This window comes from Alcanivorax sp. MD8A, from assembly GCF_002888555.1.
Classification (GTDB): domain Bacteria; phylum Pseudomonadota; class Gammaproteobacteria; order Pseudomonadales; family Alcanivoracaceae; genus Alcanivorax.
In genome coordinates, this window is record NZ_AQOQ01000035.1 from 15,050 (window position 1) to 33,898 (window position 18,849).

16 protein-coding genes are annotated in these 18,849 nt (G+C 58.8%); 7 read left to right on the top strand and 9 right to left on the bottom strand.

Going from position 1 to position 18,849, the window contains the following annotated elements:
- Positions 1–236: 236 nt before the first annotated feature.
- From ubiD to trxA, 3 genes are all read right to left on the bottom strand, one after another.
- The gene (ubiD, locus tag A15D_RS14580; RefSeq protein WP_102792515.1) at positions 237–1,712 is read right to left on the bottom strand and encodes a 4-hydroxy-3-polyprenylbenzoate decarboxylase; all 1,476 of its coding nucleotides are present in this window, start codon (positions 1,710–1,712) and stop codon (positions 237–239) included.
- Positions 1,713–2,315: 603 nt separating this feature from the next.
- Complete coding sequence (rho, locus tag A15D_RS14585) at positions 2,316–3,575, bottom strand: transcription termination factor Rho (protein WP_102792516.1); 1,260 nt, start codon at positions 3,573–3,575, stop codon at positions 2,316–2,318.
- 275 nt (positions 3,576–3,850) lie between these two features.
- Positions 3,851–4,177, bottom strand: coding sequence for a thioredoxin TrxA (trxA, locus tag A15D_RS14590; protein WP_022985383.1), 327 nt, complete (start codon positions 4,175–4,177; stop codon positions 3,851–3,853).
- Positions 4,178–4,360: 183 nt separating this feature from the next.
- On the opposite strand from trxA, the gene ppx reads away from it, so the two are divergent.
- The gene (gene ppx / locus A15D_RS14595; RefSeq protein ID WP_102792517.1) at positions 4,361–5,851 is read left to right on the top strand and encodes an exopolyphosphatase; all 1,491 of its coding nucleotides are present in this window, start codon (positions 4,361–4,363) and stop codon (positions 5,849–5,851) included.
- A gap of 244 nt (positions 5,852–6,095) precedes the next feature.
- Here ppx and ppk1 read toward each other — a convergent pair whose 3' ends face one another.
- On the bottom strand, positions 6,096–8,177 hold the full coding sequence (ppk1, locus tag A15D_RS14600; protein WP_102792518.1) for a polyphosphate kinase 1: 2,082 nt from the start codon (positions 8,175–8,177) through the stop codon (positions 6,096–6,098).
- 248 nt (positions 8,178–8,425) lie between these two features.
- Between ppk1 and A15D_RS14605 the strand changes: the two genes are divergently transcribed.
- Positions 8,426–10,546 (top strand): TonB-dependent siderophore receptor, encoded by a 2,121-nt coding sequence (locus tag A15D_RS14605; RefSeq protein WP_102792519.1) that lies wholly within the window; start codon positions 8,426–8,428, stop codon positions 10,544–10,546.
- Positions 10,547–10,610: 64 nt separating this feature from the next.
- Here A15D_RS14605 and A15D_RS17470 read toward each other — a convergent pair whose 3' ends face one another.
- Positions 10,611–10,739: a hypothetical protein gene (locus A15D_RS17470; protein ID WP_255407682.1), complete on the bottom strand. Its 129-nt coding sequence runs from the start codon at positions 10,737–10,739 to the stop codon at positions 10,611–10,613.
- A 260-nt stretch (positions 10,740–10,999) separates the two neighbouring features.
- Between A15D_RS17470 and A15D_RS14610 the strand changes: the two genes are divergently transcribed.
- Positions 11,000–11,836, top strand: a complete 837-nt coding sequence (locus A15D_RS14610) for an alpha/beta fold hydrolase (RefSeq protein WP_102792520.1) — start codon at positions 11,000–11,002, stop codon at positions 11,834–11,836.
- Here the strand turns inward: A15D_RS14610 and A15D_RS14615 are convergent.
- Complete coding sequence (locus A15D_RS14615) at positions 11,820–12,278, bottom strand: MarR family winged helix-turn-helix transcriptional regulator (protein ID WP_102792521.1); 459 nt, start codon at positions 12,276–12,278, stop codon at positions 11,820–11,822. The genes A15D_RS14610 and A15D_RS14615 overlap by 17 nt on opposite strands.
- A 60-nt stretch (positions 12,279–12,338) precedes the next feature.
- Positions 12,339–13,343: a porphobilinogen synthase gene (hemB, locus tag A15D_RS14620; RefSeq protein WP_102792522.1), complete on the bottom strand. Its 1,005-nt coding sequence runs from the start codon at positions 13,341–13,343 to the stop codon at positions 12,339–12,341.
- Between the two features lie 173 nt (positions 13,344–13,516).
- Between hemB and A15D_RS14625 the strand changes: the two genes are divergently transcribed.
- The 3 genes from A15D_RS14625 to A15D_RS14635 all read left to right on the top strand — a co-directional run bounded on the left by A15D_RS14625 (position 13,517) and on the right by A15D_RS14635 (position 15,179).
- A complete protein-coding gene (locus A15D_RS14625; RefSeq protein WP_102792523.1) occupies positions 13,517–13,939 on the top strand; it encodes a VOC family protein in 423 nt (140 codons plus the stop codon).
- A 2-nt stretch (positions 13,940–13,941) separates the two neighbouring features.
- A complete protein-coding gene (greB, locus tag A15D_RS14630) occupies positions 13,942–14,445 on the top strand; it encodes a transcription elongation factor GreB (protein ID WP_102792524.1) in 504 nt (167 codons plus the stop codon).
- Positions 14,446–14,543: 98 nt separating this feature from the next.
- Positions 14,544–15,179: a DUF502 domain-containing protein gene (locus A15D_RS14635; protein WP_102792525.1), complete on the top strand. Its 636-nt coding sequence runs from the start codon at positions 14,544–14,546 to the stop codon at positions 15,177–15,179.
- Positions 15,180–15,358: 179 nt separating this feature from the next.
- On the opposite strand, the gene A15D_RS14640 is transcribed toward A15D_RS14635, so the two are convergent.
- Both A15D_RS14640 and A15D_RS14645 read right to left on the bottom strand, forming a co-directional pair.
- A complete protein-coding gene (locus A15D_RS14640) occupies positions 15,359–16,588 on the bottom strand; it encodes an alpha/beta hydrolase (RefSeq protein WP_102792526.1) in 1,230 nt (409 codons plus the stop codon).
- 96 nt (positions 16,589–16,684) lie between these two features.
- Positions 16,685–17,575, bottom strand: a complete 891-nt coding sequence (locus A15D_RS14645) for an alpha/beta hydrolase (RefSeq protein ID WP_102792527.1) — start codon at positions 17,573–17,575, stop codon at positions 16,685–16,687.
- Positions 17,576–17,771: 196 nt separating this feature from the next.
- On the opposite strand from A15D_RS14645, the gene A15D_RS14650 reads away from it, so the two are divergent.
- Complete coding sequence (locus A15D_RS14650; protein ID WP_102792528.1) at positions 17,772–18,689, top strand: alpha/beta fold hydrolase; 918 nt, start codon at positions 17,772–17,774, stop codon at positions 18,687–18,689.
- The last annotated feature ends 160 nt before the right edge of the window (positions 18,690–18,849 follow it).

An 18,849-nucleotide genomic window follows, 5' to 3' on the forward strand; every position in this document is an offset into this window, starting at 1 on the left:
CATCCTTGTTCTTATTTGGCACGATCGTACAACAAAGGCAGTTAACAGTGAATAGTTAACAGTGAACAGCGGCGCGATTGCGCGTCGTTGTTATTGCGATGAAAGTGCCCGCGACGTGAATTTGGGGCTGCCTCACGCGTTAAAAAGCAAAGAAAAAACGTGACACGTTATGCGGCTCGCGCAGCCTTCACTGTTCACTGTTCACTGTTCACTGTTCACTGTTCACTGTTCACTGTTCACTGTTCACTGTCGATGCCGAGACTCTCCCACATCGCATCCACCTTCTCCTTGACCGCCTTGTCCATGCTGATAGCGCGGCCCCATTCGCGGGTGGTTTCGCCGGGGAGTTTGCTGGTGGCGTCCAGGCCCATCTTGGAACCCAGGCCGGCCACCGGGGAGGCGAAATCGAGATAGTCGATGGGGGTGTTTTCGACCATCACGGTATCGCGGGCCGGGTCCATGCGAGTGGTGATGGCCCACATCACATCTTTCCAGTCGCGGGCATTCACGTCGTCGTCGCAGACGATCACGAACTTGGTGTACATGAACTGGCGCAGGAACGACCACACGCCCATCATTACGCGCTTGGCATGGCCGGGGTACTGCTTCTTCATGGTCACGACTGCCATGCGGTACGAGCAGCCTTCCGGGGGCAGATAGAAGTCCACGATTTCCGGGAACTGCTTTCGCAAAATCGGCACGAAAATTTCGTTCATGGCCACGCCCAGCACCGCGGGCTCGTCCGGTGGGCGGCCGGTGTAGGTGCTGTGGTAGATCGGGTCGCGACGGTGCGTGATGCGTTCTACGGTGAACACCGGGAACCGCTCAACTTCATTGTAGTAACCGGTGTGGTCACCGAATGGACCTTCATCGGCCATTTCATCCGGGTAGATATGCCCCTCTAGGACGAATTCCGCGCTAGAAGGCACCTGCAGATCGTTGCCGATGCATTTCACCAGTTCGGTTTTGGAGCCGCGCAGCAGGCCGGCGAAGGCATACTCGCTGAGCGTGTCCGGAACCGGGGTGACGGCACCAAGAATGGTGGCAGGGTCGGCGCCCAGGGCAACCGAGACCGGGAACGGCTCGCCGGGATGCGTTTGCTGCCATTCCTGGAAATCCAGGGCGCCGCCACGGTGGCTCAGCCAGCGCATGATCAGTTTGTTGCGGCCGATCAGTTGCTGGCGGTAGATGCCCAGGTTCTGGCGTTCCTTGTGGGGGCCACGGGTAATTACCAGCGGCCAAGTGACCAGTGGACCGGCATCGCCGGGCCAGCAAGTCTGGATCGGTAGCTGGTACAGATCCACCTCGTCGCCTTCCAGGACCTTTTCCTGGCAGGGGCCGCTGCTGGACACCTTGGGCGACATGCTCAATACCTTGCGAAACACCGGCAGTTTTTCCCAGGCGTCGCGGAAGCCTTTGGGAGGCTCCGGTTCTTTCAGAAACGCCAGCAGTTCGCCGAGCTCTCGCAACTCTTCCAGTGACTCCCGGCCCATGCCCAGCGCCACCCGGCGTTCGGTGCCGAACAGGTTGCCCAGCACCGGGGTGCCGAACCCTTTCGGATTTTCGAACAGCAAGGCCGGGCCACCTGCGCGCAGGGTGCGGTCGCAGATTTCGGTCATTTCCAGATTCGGGTCCACCGGCACGGTGATGCGTTTGAGTTCCCCGCGCTGTTCCAGCTGGGTAATGAAGTCACGCAGATCGCGGTATTTCATGGCGTTCCTTGTTGGTAGGGTGCACCGGAAGGTTGTGTGGCGAGTATAGCAGGGTGGGGAGGTAAGCTCTCAGCTCTCAGCTCTCAGCTACAAGCTACAAGCTACAAGCTACAGGCTACAAGCTACAAGCTACAAGCTGCAAGCTACAAGCTACAAGCAACAAGCTACAAGCTACGCTTGGTTGGAAGGGCAAACCCAAAATAGTTCCGGTTTTTTTAGAAGAACGGAAACGCCATCCAGATCGTTGAGTTCGGCGCCAATAAATAACCTGAGCACGTCGTAGGGACGTAGCGCAGCCCCGAAGGGGTGAGCGAAGCGAATAACCATGCTCGCATGGCGATCCGAGTCTAAACGAGGGAGGGATTCCAGAAACACATCCAGAAACCCGCCAGATATAAAGGGTGAGAAAAATCCCAACGGCCTCCCCCGGACAAAAAAACAAAGACCGAATCTTTCCTCGCCTAGGCTTGGATCGCCATGCAAGCATGGCTCCTACAATCCCAATCCCGAGCCACCAACGACAACAGGGACGCCAATAAAACAAAAACCCCGCCGGGGCGGGGTTTTGCATATTGCGAGGTGCATGCTGTGTGCCAGCGCCTCTTATTTGCGCTTCATGGACTCGAAGAATTCCAGGTTGGTCTTGGTCTGCTTCATGCGGTCGATAAGGAATTCCATGGCGCCGATTTCGTCCATGGGATGCAGCACCTTGCGCAGGATCCACATCTTTTGCAGTTCATCTTCGCCTACCAGACGCTCTTCGCGACGGGTGCCAGATTTCTTGATGTTCATGGCCGGGAATACGCGTTTTTCTGCCACCTTGCGATCCAGGTGCAGCTCCATGTTGCCGGTGCCCTTGAACTCTTCGTAGATCACTTCGTCCATCTTGGAACCGGTGTCGACCAAGGCGGTGGCGAGGATAGTCAGGCTGCCGCCTTCCTCGATGTTTCGCGCGGCACCGAAGAAGCGCTTGGGCTTTTCCAGGGCGTGGGCGTCGACACCACCGGTGAGTACCTTGCCTGAGCTGGGCTGTACCGTGTTGTAGGCACGGGCCAGACGGGTAATGGAATCCAGCAGGATCACTACGTCTTGCTTGTGCTCAACCAGTCGCTTGGCTTTCTCAATCACCATCTCGGCCACCTGAACGTGACGGGCCGGGGGCTCGTCAAAGGTGGACGCCACCACTTCACCGCGCACGGTTCGTGACATTTCAGTCACTTCTTCCGGGCGCTCGTCGATGAGCAGCACGATCATGTGGGTTTCGGGATTGTTGCGGGCGATGGATTGAGCGATGTTCTGCAGGAGCATTGTCTTACCGGCTTTGGGCGGGGCCACGATCAGGCCGCGCTGCCCTTTGCCAATCGGGGCCACCAGATCAATCACCCGGGTGGTGATGTCTTCGGTGGAGCCGTTGCCGATCTCCATGACCAGACGCTCGGTGGGGAACAGGGGCGTCAGGTTTTCAAACAGGATCTTGTTCTTGGCGTTTTCCGGCTTGTCGAAGTTGATCTCGTTGACCTTGAGCATGGCGAAGTAGCGTTCGCCATCCTTCGGGGGCCGGATCTTGCCGGAAATGGTATCGCCGGTACGCAGATTGAAGCGGCGAATCTGGCTCGGGGAGACATAGATGTCGTCCGGGCCTGCCAGGTAGGAACCTTCGGCGGAACGAAGGAAGCCGAAGCCGTCCTGCAGGATTTCCAGTACGCCGTCACCATAAATGTCGGAGCCATTTTTGGCAGCGCGTTTAAGGATGGAAAAGATGACGTCCTGCTTGCGGGTTCTTGCCAGGTTCTCGAGGCCGAGTTCTTTGGCAATGTCCAGAAGTTCTCCAATCGGCTTCTGCTTCAGTTCAGAAAGATTCATTGGCGGTCTGTTTTGGTCTTGGATGAATGAGAGGATGCACCACCTGCGGTGCCGCAGTTGTTATGAAAATCCGGTTATTTCGGAATCTGGCCCGGCAAGCCTAGGGGGCCATCAGGAATAAAAAGGTAACCAGAGGTTCCGAAGGACTTACTAAAAGGAGGTGCTTGACTTAAAGCTGGTTCTGGAATCTACCACTCTGACAGGGGGCTGTCTATAGGTGGCTGACAGTAACCTCCCGGCCAGTTGACCGGGGGTTACAGAGGGGTGCCCGGATATTACAGCGTGCTGTCCAGGAAAGCGGTCAGCTGGCTCTTGGACAGGGCGCCCACTTTGGTGGCTTCGACGTTACCGTTTTTGAAGACACTCAGGGTTGGGATGCCGCGAACCCCATATTTCTTGGGGGTTTCCGGGTTGTCGTCAATGTTGATCTTGGCAATGGTCAGCTTACCTTCGTACTCGCCGGCCAGCTGTTCCAGGATCGGCGCGACCATTTTGCAGGGGCCACACCACGGTGCCCAGTAATCGACCAGCACAGGGCCGTCTGCATTGATGACCTGGGCTTCGAAGTCCGCGTCGGTCACATTGATAATCTCGCCGCTCATTGAATTCTCCTGCTATAAAGGGATTGGCTGGCCCGGGCGAGGGCCGTTGCGCTGGGGAATAATATCAGGGTGTGGCCGGGCATTTTCAAGCAACCGCAGTCAATAATCCCGAGAGTTAGCGGCTATGACATCGTAACGCCATGATTTTTGGTTAGAATCGACCCAACGAGAGAAGGAGCTTGCATGGAGCACGGCGAACATCTGGCCGCCATTGATCTGGGGTCGAACAGTTTTCATATGGTGGTGGCCCGTCAGGTACACGGGGAAATCCAGATTCTGGATGGGCTGTCCGAGAAAGTGCAGCTGGGCGCAGGCCTGGATAAGGATAATCGACTGGATGCCGACACCCAGGAGCGGGCACTCGAGTGTCTGGGGCGTTTCGCCCAGCGGATTACCGGGATTCCCCGAGGTAGTGTTCGGGTGGTGGGCACCAATACCCTGCGTCAGGCGCGCAACGCCCGGGAGTTCATTGCCCGTGCCGAGGAGGTATTGGGCCACGATATCGAAATCGTGGCGGGCCGCGAGGAGGCCCGGCTGATTTATCTGGGGGTGGCGCACACCTTGGCCGATGATGCCGGGCAACGTTTGGTGGTCGATATCGGCGGCGGCTCGACCGAGTTGATCATCGGTGAGCGCTTTGAGCCTTCGGAAACCGAATCCCTGCACATGGGTTGCGTCAGTTTTGCGAAACGGTTCTTCCCGGAAGGGGCGCTTACCGAGAAAGCATTTGATCGTGCGGTCACGGCGGCCCGGCAGGAAGTGCTGTCGATCCATGCCAACTACCGGCGGATCGGCTGGGTGCAGAGTGTGGGCGCGTCCGGGACGATCAAGGCGATCAGCCAGGTCTGCGTCGAGAATGGCTGGTGTGAGAGCGGTATCACGCTGGATGCGCTCAAGAAAGCCCGCAAGAAAGTACTGAAGGCGGAAAGCCTTGAGCGGTTGTCTCTCAAGGGGCTGCGCGAGGATCGGGTGCCGATCTTTCCGTCGGGGCTCGCGATTCTGTATGGCATTTTCGAACAGCTGGGGCTGGAGCAGATGGAGGTCTCGTCCGGAGCCTTGCGCGAAGGCTTGCTCTACGATCTGTTGGGCCGGTTTGGCCATGAAGATGTGCGTGACCGTAGCATTCAGGCCTTGATGAATCGCCACCATGTGGAGCGGAGTCAGGCCGAACGGGTGTGCGATACGGCTATGGCGTTGCTCAAACAGGTTGCCAGCGATTGGGGGCTGGCCGGTGAGGACATGGCAGATTCCCTGCGCTGGGCGGCACTGCTGCATGAGCTGGGGCTGGCGGTGTCCCATAGCCAGTTCCACAAGCATGGCGCCTACCTGATCACCAATTCGGATTTGCCGGGTTTCTCCCGTCAGGAGCAGGAGGCCGTGGCGGTGCTGGTGCGTGGCCATCGCCGCAAGGTGCCGCTATCGGCGCTGGAGGATGTGCCTGAAGATGAGCGCGAGCCGCTGTTGCGCCTGTGTCTGGTGCTGCGCATCGCCGCGCGGCTTCATCATGCCCGCTGCGATGAAGCGATCCCCGATATTGGCCTGAAGGTGGTCGACCACCGGCTGACCCTTTCGTTTCCCGCAGGCTGGCTGGAAGAGCACCCCCTCACCCTCGCCGACCTGGAGCAAGAGCAAGAGTACTTCCAGCAAGCAGGCTGTGAGCTAAACTTGAGCTGAGTGTTTGTTCTATCGTTTGCTGGCAGGCCCGGCAGAGGCGGTAGTGTCTGGGGTGGGAGCGGTGGTTCCACCGCGAATAAGCGGCGTGGTGCTAGCTATCGCGATCGAACGACCGCTCCCACTTTGCCTTGTTGCCTGCTGTGGAGGGCTGCGGGAGGGAGAATCGCTGCTGGCGGTGTGCTCAACCCGGTTACGGTTGATTGCTGGCAAGTGGTACCGGCTCCATAGCGTCTCTCCCGGCCCCCTACCCCAAAGTATCAAGCAGCGTTTGCTGCGCAATAAACGTTTCTTCTCCCTCTACCGGCTGGGCGCGTTGGTAGCTGCCATCGGGCTGCAGTAACCAGGCTCGGCTGTTGTCGCGCAAATAATACTGCAGGCCTTCTTCCAGCATCTGGGTCTTCAACGCCGGGTGATTGATCGGGAAGCAGGTTTCTACACGGTTGAACAGGTTGCGGTCCATCCAGTCGGCACTGGAGCAATACAGCAGGTCTTCGCCAGCATGGTGGAAGTGGTAGATGCGGGTGTGTTCCAGAAAACGTCCTACGATGGAGCGCACCCGAATGTTGTCGGACAGCCCTGCGATACCCGGTTTCAGACAGCAGATGCCGCGAACGATCAGGTCGATTTGCACACCTGCCTGGCTGGCGCGATAGAGCGCCTGGATGATGTTCTCTTCAGTCAGCGAATTGAATTTGGCGATGATGCGTGCGGGCCGACCGGCCTGGGCTTCGGCGGTTTCAAATTCGATCCATTCGATCAGTGACGGGTGCAGGGTGAAGGGCGAGTGTTTGAGCTGTTTCAGGCGAGCGGCCTTGCCCATGCCTGTCAGCTCCTGGAAGATCTTGTGCACGTCCTGTCCCATGGCCTTGTCGCTGGTCATCAGGCCGTAGTCGGTGTACAGCTTGGTGGTTTTGGTGTGGTAATTGCCCGTGCCAAGGTGCACATAACGTTTGATGCCATCCCCGTCGCGACGCACCACCAGCAGCATCTTTGCGTGTGTCTTGTAGCCCACCACCCCGTACACCACGATGGCGCCGGCTTCCTGCAGGCGTCGCGCCCCTTCGATGTTGGATTCCTCATCAAAGCGGGCTCGCAATTCCACGATGGCGGTCACTTCCTTGCCGTTACGCGCTGCGGTTTCCAGGTGATCCAGAATTTCCGACTTGGTCCCGGTGCGATACAGGGTCTGCTTGATCGCCAGTACCTTGGGATCACGGGCGGCTTCTGCGAGCAGGGTAATGACCGGCTGAAATGACTGGAAAGGGTGATGCAGCAGGAGGTCTTCCTGATCAATGGCATCAAAGATGGACTCTGATTTTTTCACCGTGGGGTGAATTTTCGGGGTAAAGGGCGGGTAGTGCAGGCGCGGGCGATCCACGCTGGTAAACATCCGCGCCAGATTTACCGGGCCATTCACCTCATAGAGGTCATCCTCGCCCAGTTCAAATTGCTCCAGCAGATAGTGCATCAGATGGCGTGGGCAGTTGTCCGCCACTTCCAGGCGCACCTCGTCACCATAGCGACGGGACAGCAGCTGGCCTTTCAGGGCGCTGGCCAGATCTTCCACTTCTTCGTCCACTTCCAGGTCCGCATTTCGGGTGACCCGGAACTGGTAGCAACCGGTCGCTTTCATGCCCGGGAAAAGGTCGGATACATGGGCGTGGATCATGGAGGACAGGAACACAAAATTGTCGTCGCCGTCGCCGCTGATCTCGTCCGGAATGCGAATCAGGCGCGGCAGTGAGCGGGGGGCAGGCACGATCGCCAGCCCGGTAGAGCGTCCGAATGCATCTTTACCGTCCAGCGGGACAATGAAGTTCAGGCTCTTGTTCACCAGCCGTGGGAAGGGGTGCGAGGGGTCCAGCGCGATGGGGGTCAGTACCGGATAGACTTGCTCACGAAAGTATTTTTTCACCCATTCGGCCTGGGCGTCGGTCCAGTCTTCGCGGCGCAGGAAGTCGACTCCTTCCTCGCGCAGGGCCGGCAACAGGATGTTGTTCAGAATGTGATATTGCCGGTCCACCGCTTCATGGGTAATACGGCTGATTTCCTTGAGCAGTTCAGCGGGCAGCATGCCATCCGGGCCGGGTTGGCCGGTACCGGTTTCCAGCTTGTTGCGCAGGCCGGCCACCCGAATCTCGAAGAATTCGTCCATGTTGCTGGAAAAAATCAGCAGGAAATTCAGTCGCTCCATCAAGGGATGGTTGTCGTCCATGGCCTGCTCCAACACCCGCAGGTTGAACTGCAACAGGCTCAGCTCCCGGTTGAAGTAGTAGTCCGGGTTATTGAGATCAATGGCGCTGTGTTCGCTGGCAATGTCATTCATGGTGTCGTCCTGACCGGAACCGCAAGGGCCCTCTATTCCATGACATAAATGTGACATGGGAATGACAGGGGCGGGGAAATCTCCTTGTGCCAGCTTAATCCTCGTCGTGTTGCAGAAAAAGTGGTGAATCCAGTTCGTCAGACATGGTTGGGAGCTGACAAAGCTTACTTTTCAGAAGGGTGACAACAATATAGAATGCGAATCGTTCTTGTTTTCAGTCTTTCTTTGCTTTGTTTTGGAGTTTGCCAATGACTTGCCGATATCGCGCGATTTGGGGCGCGCCGCTGGTGGGGATGTCCCTGCTTTCCCTTTTTCCTGTGGCTGCACAAGCAGACGATGCTGCCCAGGCCAATGAAATCCCTGCCGTTGAAGTGAGTACCGAAGCCCAGGAAGGGGAGGGGTACATTACCGAGGGCGGCACTGCGACGACCGGCAAGCTGAAGGTGCCGGTGGAAAAGACGCCCTATGCGATCACCGTGGTCAACCAGGAATTCATCAAGGATACCGGTGCCAAGAATATTCAGGATGCATTGATGTATTCCTCAGGCATTTACGCTGGCGCTTTCGGCTTCGATACCCGCGGTGACTGGGTGAAAGTGCGGGGCCTCGATGCCTCTTTCTATAAAGACGGGCTACGCTCTCTTTATGGTAGCTATAACAGCGTGCGTACCAATGTCTATGCGCTTGAGAGTGTAGAGGTCCTGAAGGGCCCGTCTTCTGTGCTATACGGTCAGGCTGAGCTGGGCGGTATCGTGAACTCCGTATCCAAACTCCCCAAAGCCCGGCAGCAGGGGGAAATCTGGGCGCAGGTGGGCTCCTATGATCGCAAGCAGTTGGCGGCCGATGTCACCGGCCCCATGTCAGAGGATGGCAAGCTGTTGTATCGCATGGTGGCGCTGAAGCGCGAGAGCGGTACACAGGTAGATTATGTCGACGACAATGGCTTCCTGTTTGCGCCGTCTTTCACTTGGTTGCCTACCGATAGCACCACAATTTCCCTGCTGTTCAATACCCAGGAAAACAACGGCGGTATCTCCGCACAGTTCCTGCCCGCGCAGGGCACCTTGTTGCCTAGCGCGCTGGGAGATATCCCGGTGAATACCTTTGTGGGGGAGCCGAGCTGGGATCGTTATGACCGCGCACAGGATGAAGTGACCCTGTTCGTCGATCAGCGTCTCAATGATAGTTGGGCTGTCGCGTTGACGGCTCGTCATACCAAATCAGAGACCGAAACCCGTGAGCACTGGGCGGCCATTGGCTACCCTGTCAGTGCCACTGGTGATATTTTCCGCTCTATGCATATGGCGGACCGCTCCACCGACGTGACGAATTTCGATGTGCGCCTGGAAGGTGACTTCAGTCTGTGGAATACCCGCCACATCATGGCTGTGGGTGTGGATTATCAGGATGCTCTCTGGGAAGAAGAGAACTACTTCTCTGGTGTCGTGGGTACAACGCTGAACATGTATAACCCGGTGTATGGTTTCGTTAACTACGCAGGGCTGGCTCCGGTTGATCGCAACGATAACGGCATTCGCCAGTCGGGTGTCTACCTGATTGATCATGTTGAAGTGGGCAATGTGGTGGTGTCTGGCGCCCTGCGTCACGACGAATCCACCAACACCGTCTATGTGGTGAATGGTCCAAACAACCAGAGTGATGACAGCGAAACCACAGGCCGTCTCGGCTTGATGTACCAGTTCGATTTTGGTCTTTCTCCCTACATCAGTTACTCCGAAGCGTTTGTGCCTAATCTTGGCAACAACCCCAATTCGGGTGTCGGCCTTGAGGCAACAACCGGTGAACAGCAGGAAGCGGGTATCAAGTACTTGAATGATGCGGGGGATCTGTCTGTCACAGCAGCTTACTTCTATATCGAAGAAACCAACCGTGTGGTGCAGGGGGCAAGCCCTAATACCGTTGACCAGATTGGTGCCAAGTCTGAAGGTTGGGAAGTGGAAGTGAAGAAGCATTTGGGCAACCTGGAGCTGCAGGCCAGCTACACCGATATTCGTGCGATCAATGACGAGAGCGGTGAGCGTTTGCCCTATCTGGCTGACCAGACCGCTTCGGCCTGGGCCAAGTACGAAATGGAAAACGGCCTGCGTTTCGGCGCTGGGGCCCGCTACGTTGGTGACAACGTGGGGTATGACTATGGCACGGGGGCAGGCCCGGATGTGCCGTCCGTTACCATGTACGACGCGATGCTGGGTTACGCGGCGAATCAGTGGGACTTCAGCGTGAATGTCCAGAACCTGACCGACGAGGAATATGTCTCCTGGTGTCGTGGCCAGGCTGGACCCAACGTGTATGACTGTGGTTACGGTGAAACCCGCACTGTCATGGGGAATGTCCGTTACAGCTTCTGATAGCGGAACAAGCATAAAAAAGCCGGCGCATGCGCCGGCTTTTTTATATCTGGCAGGCCAGAGATTATCCCTGGAAAATCCAGGATTGCTGAATAATATCCAGTGTCTGCATTTCGGCGTCGCTGGGGGCGCGGGCCTCGGCAGTCGCAACAGCAGATGTAGCAAGTCCCAGTACCAGTATCAGGGTACGCATAGCATGACTCCTCGGGTCAGTGACCCAATCTCAGAAAAGTATCAGCGCGAATAAAAGCGGCGAAATCATAACCGCTTTGTGCCGATAGCCATTGGCTGCAGCACGGCCGGGCGGGGCGTTGCGGTGTATCCCGCCCGACGAGCGACTTGATTTATATCGTATAGTGTAAATACACTAAAATAAAGCGTCATGCTTGCCGCCTTCTCTGCAGGGTGGCAATGCTTTGGCATTTTTAGTGTATATACATTAAGGAGAAGACAATGAAGGCGTTCCTGATTTTGATGGCGTTGTTCAGCCGGATTGCCCCCGCCAGAGCCAGCCGCATGGCGTTAAACATGATGACCTCGCCGCGGGTGGCGGGGGTCCGTCGTGACAGCAATCAGGCCCTGCGGGATGCCGGTGAGTGCATGCCGGTAGGGACCCGCGCCCGATGCTGGGTGCGCCCGGGCGGGCCACGGCGGGCGCTGTTTGTGCATGGCTGGTCAGGGGATGTGTCGCAGTTTCACGCGATTTTGGAGACCTTCGATCCGTCGGATTGGACCTGTTTCGTGCTGGAAATGCCTGGTCACGGAGTGATGGCGGACGGACCATCGAGTGTGGGGGAGTTCATCACGACGGTTAGAGCCGCGCTGGAACAGATGGGAGAGCCGGTGGATCTGGTGGTAGGGCATTCCATGGGGGCGTCGGCACTGGCCTTTGTGCTGGCGGAGCGCCCGGAAATTCCGCAGGCCGTGCTGATCTCGGCGCCAACGGACTTTCGCGCGGTGGTCGGTCGCATGGCGAGGTTTCTTCGCTTCGGTGCCCGTGCCCGGCAGGGGTTGCTGGACGCCATGGCGGACCGGGTCGGGATCGGTTATGAGGTGCTGGATATTGCCCGCCGGGGGCGCGGCATCGAGAGTGAGGTGTTGGTGATCCATGACACGCTGGATCGGGAAGTTCCGTTTAGCGATGCCCTGCGTCTGCATCAGGCGCTGCCCCATGCCAGCCTGTTTCAGACCCAGGGGCTGGGGCATCGGCGGCTGCTGGAGGCGTCCCAGGTCCATGCCGCCATTGAGGGGTTTGTGCAGCCAGCGGCGGCCGTCAGAGTGTCTGCTTGACCTGGCGACTGAAACCGCGCAATTCACGGGCGATGTCAGCCCAGTTGGCGGCACCGACCAGCGACTCGAATTGCTGCTGGGCGTGCTGCCAGCCCTGCAGGGCTTGTTGGTAGCGTGCTTCACCGTCTGCGGTCAGGCTCAGGCCCAGGGCGCGTTTGTTGCCGGTGGGGGCTGCCTGCACCAGACCGTTGTCGATCAGTTTGTCCACGGTCCGCTGCAGGGAGGTACGCTCCATGCCGAGCAGTTCCGCCAGCTGGAAAATGGATTCCGGCGGCCGCGCCTTGATGGCATTAAGCACGGAAAACTGGGTGATGCGCAGGCCGCTGTCCGTCAGGCTGCTATTGAACAGCCGGGTCACCAGCCGGGAAAACACTCGGGAGTGCAGGGCGGCGCATTGCAGGCCGACCTGCTCGGGATCGGGGGTAGGGCGTTGGCGGCTCATGCGAAAACTCCGGATAAAGTGTGCATGCATTATATGGCCGCACCGGCCCGGGTTGGCAAATCAGCCGTTCAGTTTGATGGCGGCGGCCTTGGCAAAGTAGGTAAGAATACCGTCGGCCCCGGCGCGCTTGAACGCCAGCAGGGATTCCATCATGACCTTGTCCTGGTCCAGCCAGCCGTTCTGGAAGGCCGCCATGTGCATGGCGTATTCGCCACTGACCTGATAGGCATACACCGGTACCCTGAACTCGTCCTTCACCCGCCGCACCACGTCCAGATAGGGCATGCCGGGTTTGACCATCACCATGTCGGCCCCTTCGGCCAGATCCAGGGCAATTTCATGGAGGGCTTCATCGGAATTGGCCGGGTCCATCTGGTAGGTGGTCTTGTCCGCCTTGCCCAAGTTGCCGGCGGAGCCCACCGCGTCCCGGAAGGGGCCGTAGTAGGCGCTGGCGTACTTGGCGGAGTAGGCCATGATGCGGGTATGGATGTGGCCGTGGGCTTCGAGGGCGTTGCGGATCTCGCCGATGCGGCCATCCATCATGTCAGACGGGGCGATCACATCCGCGCCGGCCTCGGCCTGGGACAGGGCCTGTTTGACCAGGGCGTCCACGGTCTCGTCATTGAGCACATAGCCGTTGTCATCAATGATGCCGTCCTGGCCGTGGGTAGTGAACGGGTCCAGCGCACCGTCAGTGATGATGCCCATCTCTGGCACGGCTGCCTTGATCGCCCGCACGGCGCGCTGGGCCAGCCCTTCCGGATTCCAGGCCTCGCGGCCGTCCAGGGTTTTGACGTCCGACGGGGTCACCGGGAACAGGGCCATGGCGGGAATGCCCAGCCTGGCCAGCTCCTCCGCTTCCTTGACCAGCAGGTCGATGCTCATGCGTTCGACCCCGGGCATGGACGGCACCGCTTCGGTCTGGTTGCTGCCTTCCAGCACAAAGACCGGGTAGATCAGATCGTCCACGGTCAGGGTGTGCTCGCGCATCAGGCGACGGGAAAAATCATCGCGGCGCATACGACGCAAACGGGTGGCGGGCCAGGGGGCACGGGTGACAGACATGGGGTGGAATCCTCTAGTAACATGGGGCGCCTGATGCGAACCCTGCCGGTGGCAGCCATGTGTGCATGGCAATCCGGGCTTCGGGACGATCACCACACAGGCGCGGTGCCTGAGGCCGGGTCGTAGAGATGACATCAGACGCAATCACGAGAGTTTAGCAAGAGCCGTAGACGATGGAAAAACAGCCGGCCTTTCATCTGGCCTTTCTGGTAAATGATCTGGAAGACGCGGCGGATTTTTATGTCCGGGTGTTGGGTGGTCGCCGTGGTCGCGATGCCCAGAACTGGATCGATATCGATCTGCACGGCCACCAGTTGTCGTTGCACAAGGGTGAGGATCTCACCCCGATTCAAGGCTACAGCGAGGTAGATGGCCATCCTGTTCCCATGCCTCACTTTGGGGTGGTGCTGGATTTTGCGAGCTGGGAGACCCTGGTGGCGCGAATCCATGAGCACCAGTGGCCGTTTCTGCTCAAGCCTCGCGAGCGTTTTATGGGGCAGCCTGCCGAGCAAGGCACATTCTTCGTGCAGGATCCCTCCGGGAATACCCTGGAATTCAAGGGGCTGCGCGAGCTGGAACGGATTTTTGAGGTGTAGCCATGGGCCGCTGGCGACCAACGGGCAAGCCCGCCTCCAAGTACATTACCGCGGAAGGCTACCGCAAACTGAACGACGAGCTGCAGTACCTGTGGAAGGTCAAGCGCCCCGAGGTGACCCAGGCCGTGCAGGAAGCTGCTGCTCAGGGGGATCGTTCGGAAAATGCGGAATATATTTACGGCAAGAAGCAGCTGCGGGAAATCGATCGGCGAGTGCGCTTTCTCAGCAAACGACTGGATGACATGACGGTGGTGGAGCGGCTTCCGGAAGACCAGAGTCGGGTGTTTTTTGGTGCCTGGGTTGAGCTGGAAAACGAGCAGGGTGACCTGGAGACCTATCGTCTGGTGGGGCCGGATGAGACCGACACCGAGCGTGGCTATATCAGTATTGATGCGCCGTTGGCACGGGCCTTGCTGAAAAAACAGGTAGAGGATGAAGTGGAGGTGCGAACCCCGGCGGGGGAGCGTTGTCTGTTCATCAATCGTATTTGGTACGTGGAAGCGTAACCGCCGTAGGGCGGAAATGGGCGTGAGCCCATCTCCACCATTGTCGGCGGAGATTGCCGAGACAATTTCCGCCCTGCAAATAGAGGAATTATCCGTCCATGAGAGCCAACCGCCGCGTCTGGTTTTTTATTCGAAAATCCCTGCTGGGCGGGCTGACCATCCTGTTGCCCATCTCCATCATCGTGTTCTTCTTCCGCTGGATCTACCAGACGGTGACGGACATGATTTCCCCGTTTACCTCGGTGTTCATCAATGCCTTTGGTCTGCCCAAATTCGTGGCCGACTGGCTGGCGGTGCTGGCGGTCATGGTGTTGTGTTTTCTGGTCGGTACCCTGGTGGCAACCCGGTTGGGCAGCTGGTTGTGGCAGCAGTGGGAAGAGAATGTCATGACCCGGTTGCCCGGCTATACCACGGTGCGGGAAGTGATTGCGCAGCTGATGGGCAACAGCAGCGACAGCCCGTTCAGCCGCGGTGAGGTGGCGCGGGTCTGGCTGTATGGCCGCAACGTGGATGTGTCGGTCACTGCCCTGGTCACATCCCGCCATGCCGATGGCCACGTTACGGTGTTCGTGCCTACCGGCCCCAATCCCACCAGTGGCTTTATCTATCATGTGGATGAAACGCTGGTGGAACTGCACCCGGAAATCGGTGTGGAAAGCATGATGAAAACCGTGGTCGCCTGCGGCGCCGGCACCGCATTGTTGTTCAAGACAGACTCCCCGAAAAAACCGTAACGTGCTCCGCGCTGAAGTCGCTGCAGGAGTCCATGCTTGCATGGAAAACCCGGCGGCAGCGCGGAGTTAAAAGCGCCTCACAATCGAGTCACGAGAAGCGAGTTTCGAAAGGCAACAAGTTTGTGGCGTTTGAAAGCCCCGGTCTTGATCTTCGAAACTCAAAACTCACCCGACATTTTCTAGGCACTCAATGCCGCCGATTTCTCTGCCAGCGCATCGTGCATGAAATCCCGCATGGCTTTCAGATAACGCCCCTGATCCAGATGCAGCATGTGGTTGCCCGGGAACCAGTGGATGTCGCAGTCCTGCCAGTGTTGTTTCAACAGGAAACTGTGCTTGGGGGGCGCAAAACGGTCGCCGGCACCGCCGATGATCATGCGGCCCTTTTGGGGTACCTGGCAGGGCCAGGTGAGTGGCGAGTGTAGCGCTGTGAGTTGGCGCAAGCCGGCCAGATCCGTGTCGTACACTTTGTGGAACAGAGGGAACTGCAGGTTCACTGGGAACCAGCTTTTCATCAGGTCCATGATGCTGACCAACGGTACATTGGGAATGGCGAAGGCCAGGTCTTTTTCCAGTGAGGACAGCAAGCCGGTGGTGTAGCCCCCCAGCGAAATGCCGGTGGCGCCGATGGCCGGGCTGCCCTCGTCGCGCAACATGTCGAGAAAAATGCGCAGGTCATGAATCGCTTGGGCAAAGGTTTCGTTCAGCATGGCCATGCCCTGGCTGAAGAACTGCGCGCCACTGAACGGTGCCAGCGCGCCCTTGCGACGGCCATGGAAGGGCAGGGTGTAGAGCAACACATCAAACCCTTGTTTGTAGAACCAGGGTAGGGCCAGCCAGCGGGTGTTCAGCCAGTACGGATCGGCCACAAACCCATGAATCATGACCAGGGTCGGGCGCGGTTCGCCGTGGTGCTTCCAGTGTTGGGCGCAGGCAATGCGGTTGCGACGGTGTGCCTGGTAACGTTCGCTCAGGGCCGGGTTCACGGTGTCAAACGGGGAACGAAACTGCAGGGTGTGGGCCTGGCCGTCTTCCGGCTGGAAGTGGTAGCGGGCCACCGGACCTCGCTGGATTCTGGGGCGCACCGTGGGCGGGCGGAAAAAGTGCTGCGGGTCACCGCTGTCCAGATACTGGCGATAGAAGGCTACCAGGTCGCGCTCTTCTTTTTGCTGGCGCACATTCAGGCTGGCGGGCAACGCGGCGGCGCCGGCCATGCAGGCCAGCCCGGTGCGGGCGAGGGTGTCGACGCTGGCGGTGTAATCGATGCGCCAGCGCGTGTCGTTGTCGGCCAGAAAATGGTCTGGCATGGCGTGAAACCCGCGTGGCAGGGTTTGCCACCAGGGTTGGGTCAGCCGGGGAAGATCATCGTCACAATAGTCCTCCGGCCGGATGCGCGGCAGTTCGGTCATGGCCTGCTCCCGTCGTTATTCTGCGATGTCTCAGTAGACGCCGCAGGAGGGAGGGCTGCAATGACCGAATCTGCCGTTGGGCACATGGCGAAATGGTCAGGCGCGTTTGATGAAGCTGACAATGCGTTTCAGATCCTGGCGGGCTTCCGGCAGCAGCGGCACCATGATCGGCCAGACATGGAACAGGCCGGGTCGCTCGATCCATTCCACCTTCACTCCCGCCTGTTCGGCCGCCCGGCGTACCAGCTTGCTGTCTGAATAGAGCACTTCGTCCGGGGTGACCGTAATCAGCAGCGGGCAGATACCTTCATAGTTGCCCTTGCAGGGCGATGCATAGGGATGGTCGCGGTCATTTTCATTGGGGATGTAGAGGTTGATGGCCGAGCGCACAATGTCGGCTGACAGCATGGCGTCACTGGCATCCAGCGCATCCAGCACGCGGTCGTCCGGAGTGGCGTTGCTGCCCGGCGACAGCAGGACCGCACAGCGCGGTTGTGGCAGACCCTTGTCACGGATATGCAGCAGGGTTGCCAGGGTGAGCCCGCCGCCAGCGGAGTCGCCAGCGATCACAATGTCCTGTGGCTGTTTGCCAAGGCCCAGCAGGTATTCATAGGCCTCCATGACCCGATTGACCGCCTCCGGGTAGGGGTGCTCGGGGGCAAACGGGTAGGTGGCCAGATACACCTCGCCTTTCAGTTTTTTGGCCAGACGACCGGCCAGGTTGTGGTAGGTGCGGGTGACGCCGCCAACATAGGCGCCACCATGCAGGTACAGCACGGTGACGGCGGGGTTCGTCACACTCAGGCGTTCGCCACGAAACTGGGGCTGATCCACCTGGCTGAGTTTTACCCCGAATGGCATCAGAGTCAGGCTGGGGGTGCTGTTGAACACCTTGCGAAGGTGGCGAACCACCTGCTCATCACTCAGTCCGGAACGTTTGATGGTGCGCCGGGTTACGGCTTTAACGAGGGTCGCCTGAAGACTCATGGGGAATCCGCTGTGTTGTTATTCAGGGCATCTACCTTAATGGCCGTTCCGTCTGAATGGCAGGGGTGAAGAGGCCAGTAAACAGTCGCCTGGGGTCAGGTTTGCGGCATAACAGGCCAATCGGGTTGATCGAGCTTGTGGTATGCGGGCGGCTTGCCTATGTTGCAGTGTGGTTTTTACGACATTGAGGCAGGTCATGCAGTCAGGAACAGTCGCCAGCAATGGTATTGAGCTTTTCTACGAAAGCCGTGGCCCCGAGAATGGGGAGGCGATCGTGTTCGTTATGGGGCTGTCTGCCCAGATGGTGTTCTGGCCGGAATCGTTGCTCGACAGTCTGGTTGAGCGGGGCTACCGGGTGATCCGCTTTGATAACCGGGACGTGGGCAAGTCATCGCGTATTCGTCGGCGTCTCAAGCATGGTCCGCTCACGGCCATCATGCGGGGTTATATCGGTCTGTCTGTCGATGCCCCCTACACCCTTCATGACATGGTGGACGATACCGTGGGTCTGCTGGATGCGCTTGCCATCGACAAGGCCCATCTGGTGGGGGCATCCATGGGCGGCATGATCAGCCAGCTGATGGCGGGTAAATACCCTGAGCGGGTGTTGTCACTCACCTCCATCATGTCGAGCAACAACAGCCGTCTGGTGCCGCCGCCGAAGCCGGAGGCCCTGAAGGCGCTGGTGGCACCGCGGGTGAAGATTGAAACAGAAGACCAGTTTGTGGCGTTCGGTCTTGAGATGATGGGCAAGTTGGCGGGCACCCTGCCCCAGGGGCGGGACGAGCTGGCAGACATTTATCGCCAGTGTTGGGCGCGCGGCATCAACCCGCTGGGGATTCGCAACCAGTTCCTGGGGATTGTCGCTACCGGTGCCCTGACACCCTGGCTGAAGAAAATCACCTGCCCGACCACCGTTATTCACGGTGGCGCGGACCCGCTGATTCGCCCTGCAGGCGGCAAAGCTTCTGCCCGTCATATTCGCGGCGCCAAGTTGGCGATCCTGCCGGGCATGGGGCACGACTTCCCGCCGTCCTTGCTGCAGCGTATGGGTGAGCTGATTGCCGAAACCGCGGGGCGTGCCAATTCGGTGGGGCAGCCAGCGGTGGCATGAGAGAGTGAACAGTGCACAGCGCGCGGTGGCGGGCTGTTTTTGCTGGAAGGGATGAGGCCGCCCCTGTCAGAGGGGGCGGCCTTTTGTTTGGCTTATCGCGGATTTCCGGGAAAGCCTGATTTAATCCCCTTTTGCCGTAGGAGATTCTATGTTGTCCATC

Excerpts from the sequence above, each read along its gene's own strand:
- A15D_RS14625 (WP_102792523.1), top strand. The coding sequence starts at position 13,517 with ATGGAAAAACAGCCGGCCTTTCATCTGGCCTTTCTGGTAAATGATCTG.
- greB (WP_102792524.1), top strand. The coding sequence starts at position 13,942 with ATGGGCCGCTGGCGACCAACGGGCAAGCCCGCCTCCAAGTACATTACC.
- A15D_RS14645 (WP_102792527.1), bottom strand. The coding sequence starts at position 17,575 with ATGAGTCTTCAGGCGACCCTCGTTAAAGCCGTAACCCGGCGCACCATC.
- rho (WP_102792516.1), bottom strand. The coding sequence starts at position 3,575 with ATGAATCTTTCTGAACTGAAGCAGAAGCCGATTGGAGAACTTCTGGAC.
- ppk1 (WP_102792518.1), bottom strand. The coding sequence starts at position 8,177 with ATGAATGACATTGCCAGCGAACACAGCGCCATTGATCTCAATAACCCG.
- A15D_RS14640 (WP_102792526.1), bottom strand. The coding sequence starts at position 16,588 with ATGACCGAACTGCCGCGCATCCGGCCGGAGGACTATTGTGACGATGAT.
- hemB (WP_102792522.1), bottom strand. The coding sequence starts at position 13,343 with ATGTCTGTCACCCGTGCCCCCTGGCCCGCCACCCGTTTGCGTCGTATG.
- A15D_RS14605 (WP_102792519.1), top strand. The coding sequence starts at position 8,426 with ATGACTTGCCGATATCGCGCGATTTGGGGCGCGCCGCTGGTGGGGATG.
- A15D_RS14650 (WP_102792528.1), top strand. The coding sequence starts at position 17,772 with ATGCAGTCAGGAACAGTCGCCAGCAATGGTATTGAGCTTTTCTACGAA.
- trxA (WP_022985383.1), bottom strand. The coding sequence starts at position 4,177 with ATGAGCGGCGAGATTATCAATGTGACCGACGCGGACTTCGAAGCCCAG.
- A15D_RS14615 (WP_102792521.1), bottom strand. The coding sequence starts at position 12,278 with ATGAGCCGCCAACGCCCTACCCCCGATCCCGAGCAGGTCGGCCTGCAA.
- ppx (WP_102792517.1), top strand. The coding sequence starts at position 4,361 with ATGGAGCACGGCGAACATCTGGCCGCCATTGATCTGGGGTCGAACAGT.
- A15D_RS14610 (WP_102792520.1), top strand. The coding sequence starts at position 11,000 with ATGAAGGCGTTCCTGATTTTGATGGCGTTGTTCAGCCGGATTGCCCCC.
- A15D_RS17470 (WP_255407682.1), bottom strand. The coding sequence starts at position 10,739 with ATGCGTACCCTGATACTGGTACTGGGACTTGCTACATCTGCTGTTGCG.
- ubiD (WP_102792515.1), bottom strand. The coding sequence starts at position 1,712 with ATGAAATACCGCGATCTGCGTGACTTCATTACCCAGCTGGAACAGCGC.
- A15D_RS14635 (WP_102792525.1), top strand. The coding sequence starts at position 14,544 with ATGAGAGCCAACCGCCGCGTCTGGTTTTTTATTCGAAAATCCCTGCTG.